The organism is Streptomyces populi (genome assembly GCF_002911015.1).
Lineage (GTDB): Bacteria > Actinomycetota > Actinomycetes > Streptomycetales > Streptomycetaceae > Streptomyces > Streptomyces populi.
In genome coordinates this window covers 1-2,863 of the sequence record NZ_KZ627072.1, presented here as the reverse complement: position 1 = coordinate 2,863, position 2,863 = coordinate 1, and the positions used below count along the sequence as shown (strand labels likewise).

2 protein-coding genes, 1 tRNA gene and 1 pseudogene are annotated in these 2,863 nt (G+C 70.1%); 1 reads left to right on the top strand and 3 read right to left on the bottom strand.

Annotation, left to right across the window (positions count from 1 at the left end; genetic code table 11):
- Window positions 1-405, top strand: a 405-nt coding sequence (gene ribA, locus CW362_RS42625) for a GTP cyclohydrolase II RibA (RefSeq protein ID WP_162684447.1), incomplete at its 5' end; no start/stop codon positions are given.
- Window positions 406-518: 113 nt separating this feature from the next.
- Here ribA and CW362_RS42620 read toward each other — a convergent pair.
- From CW362_RS42620 to CW362_RS45820, 3 genes and pseudogenes are all read right to left on the bottom strand, one after another.
- A tRNA-Lys gene (locus CW362_RS42620) sits at window positions 519-591 on the bottom strand.
- Between the two features lie 120 nt (window positions 592-711).
- Complete coding sequence (locus tag CW362_RS42615; protein WP_103554935.1) at window positions 712-2,247, bottom strand: amino acid permease; 1,536 nt, start codon at window positions 2,245-2,247, stop codon at window positions 712-714.
- 255 nt (window positions 2,248-2,502) lie between these two features.
- Window positions 2,503-2,863, bottom strand: a pseudogene (locus tag CW362_RS45820) (DEAD/DEAH box helicase); the annotation flags it as partial.

Below are 2,863 nucleotides of genomic sequence, written 5' to 3'. Positions count from 1 at the left end.
CAGATCGCGGACCGCGGCGGCGTCCTGCTGTACCTGCGCCAGGAGGGCCGCGGCATCGGCCTCTACAACAAGCTCGACGCGTACGCCCTCCAGGACCAGGGCCTGGACACCTACGCCGCCAACGCGGCCCTCGGCCTGCCCGAGGACGGCCGCGACTACACGGCGGCCGCCCAGATGCTCCAGGCCCTCGGCATCGGCTCCCTGGACCTGCTCTCCAACAACCCGGACAAGGCCGAACAACTCCGCGAACTCGGCGTCACGGTCTCCCGCCGCGTGCCGACGGGCGTCTTCACCACCGCCCACAACGTCCGCTACCTGCGCGCCAAGGTCCTCCAGACCCAGCACACCCTGCCGCTGCCGGAACTCACGGAGCGCGCGGGACTCACGGGCCTCTCGGCGGGCTGACGCGGCGGCACCGCCCCGGGCCCCGTCACGGGCGGGACGGCACGAGGGCCCCGCGGCCCCCGGAACGAAACAGGCCCCCGGTTCAGATCGCCTCTGAACCGGGGGCCTTTCCGTAGACCCTGTGGGACTCGAACCCACAACCAATGGATTAAAAGTCCACTGCTCTGCCAATTGAGCTAAGGGTCCCCGCACCGGAAACACCGGAACGGCGCACCGGAGCGCGCCGATGCATCCCCGAGCATAGCGGGACACGGCCGGGACTCCGATCGGGTATCGGGGACCCGGCCGTACCGAAGGCCCGCAAGGTCAGGGATCGACCGGTTCGGGTGCACCCTTGCGGGCGGCTTCCCGGGCGATCGTGCGCTGGTGCTCCGGGTTGAGGAACCAGTGCCGGGCCGAGGCCAGCCACCAGGCCGCGGCGAAACCGAGGACGACGAGGACGGCGACCGGGGCGTAGTTGAACGTCTCCCAGGTGACGGGGGAGACCTGGGGCAGCATGAACAGGACCGTGATGACGGCCACCCAGACGACCGCGACCACTCCCACGGGGCGGGACCAGCGGCCCAGGTGCCAGGGCCCGCGCTCGAAGGCGTCGCCCTTGCGCACCCGCAGCAGGGTCGGGATGACGTACGCGACGTACAGACCGATCACCGCGATCGACGTCACGGCCGCGTAGGCCGCGTAGTTGATGAGATACGGCAGACCGAGCACGAGGGCGCCCAGAGCGGCCAGCCAGACGGCCGCCACGGGGGTCCGCGTGCGCGGGTGCACCGTGTGCCACACCGAGGAGAACGGCAGCGCGCCGTCACGCGAAAAGGCGTAGATCATGCGGCTGTTGGCGGTCACGGACGCCATGCCGCAGAACAGCTGGGCGCCGATCACTACGAGCAGCAGGAGCTTCCCGGCCGTCGCGCCGAGCGCGTCCAGCAGGATCTGTGCCGGGGGCGCGCCCGTCGCCGAGCCCAGCTCCTTGTCGTAGGACTGGATGGCGAAGGTGAAGCCGAGGAGCAGGACGAAACCGGCGATCCACGAGGTCCAGATGGAGCGCACGATGCCCTTCGGCCCGGCCGTGGAGGCGTCGTGGGTCTCCTCCGTCATGTGGGCGGAGGCGTCGTACCCGGTGAACGTGTACTGGGCCATGAGGAGTCCGATCAGGACCACGTAGACCCCGCTGCCCCAGCCCGTGTTGTTGACGAACTCCGTGAACACGAAATCGGCCGACTGGTGGTGGTCCGGCGCGAAGGTCAGCGCGCCGACGATGACGGCGACGCCGACGACGTGCCACCACACGCTGATGCTGTTGAGGAGGGCGACGATCCGCACCCCGAAGGTGTTGAGGAGACCGTGCAGGATCAGGATCGCGCTGAACAGGAGGATCGTGCGGCCCGGCGTCACCCCGAAGTCGAACTGGAGGTTCAGGTAGGCGCCGAGGAACAGCGCGGCGCCGAAGTCGATGCCGGCGGTCACCGCGACCTGGCCGAGGACGTTGAACCAGCCCGTGAACCACGCCCAGGCCGCCGCGCTGCGTTCCGGGGCGAGCCGGTGCGCCCAGAAGTACAGCCCGGCCGAGGTCGGATAGGCCGAACAGATCTCGGCCATCGCGAGCCCGACGAACAGCGTCATCAGCCCGACCACGACCCAGCCCCAGGTGATGACGGCGGGACCGCCCGTGTTCATGCCGAACTGATAGAGCGTCAGGCAGCCCGACAGGACCGAGATGATCGTGAAGGAGACCGCGTAGTTGGAGAACGCCGACATGCGGCGGGCGAGAACCTGCGTGTAGCCGAGCTGGGCGAGCCGCTCTTCGTCCGACAGCCCAGTCACTCTGGCGTCATCTGTCATGCCCCCAGCGATTCCCTCGGCGCGCGCATGACATGCGCCGGAAAGGGACCGCGGTGGCCGGAAAGAGTCCATACGGCCCCGTCGCCCACTCTCGACCTACGACCGTTCCGGGCGCCGGGCACCGCGCACGGCCCCTTCCCGTGGCTCCGTCGGCAGGTCAGCGGGTTGCTCCCGGCGCCGCGGAGGGCCCGGGCGACGCGAAGGGCCCGTACGACCGAAGTCGTACGGGCCCTCGACGTTTCACGTCAGACCGTGTCAGCCGTTGCGCTTCCAGCGCGGCTTCTCGTCGCGGCGGAACGAACCGGCACCCGTGGCGCGGTGGTCGTCGCGGCGGCCGGTCGGGCGGTCGTGGCCGGAGCGGAAGCCGCCGCCGGCGGGACGGTCGCCCTGACGGTCACGGTTGAAGGGGCGGTCGCTGCCCCGGTGGCCGCCACGCTCGTCACGGCGGTCGAAGGAACGGCCACCGCGGTCGTCGCGGTTGAAACCACCACGGTTGTCGTCACGACGCTCGAACGAACGGCCGCCACGGTCGTCGCGGTTGAAACCACCACGGTTGTCATCGCGGCGGAAGCCACCACGGTCGCCGTCACGACGCTCGAACGAACGGCCGCCACGG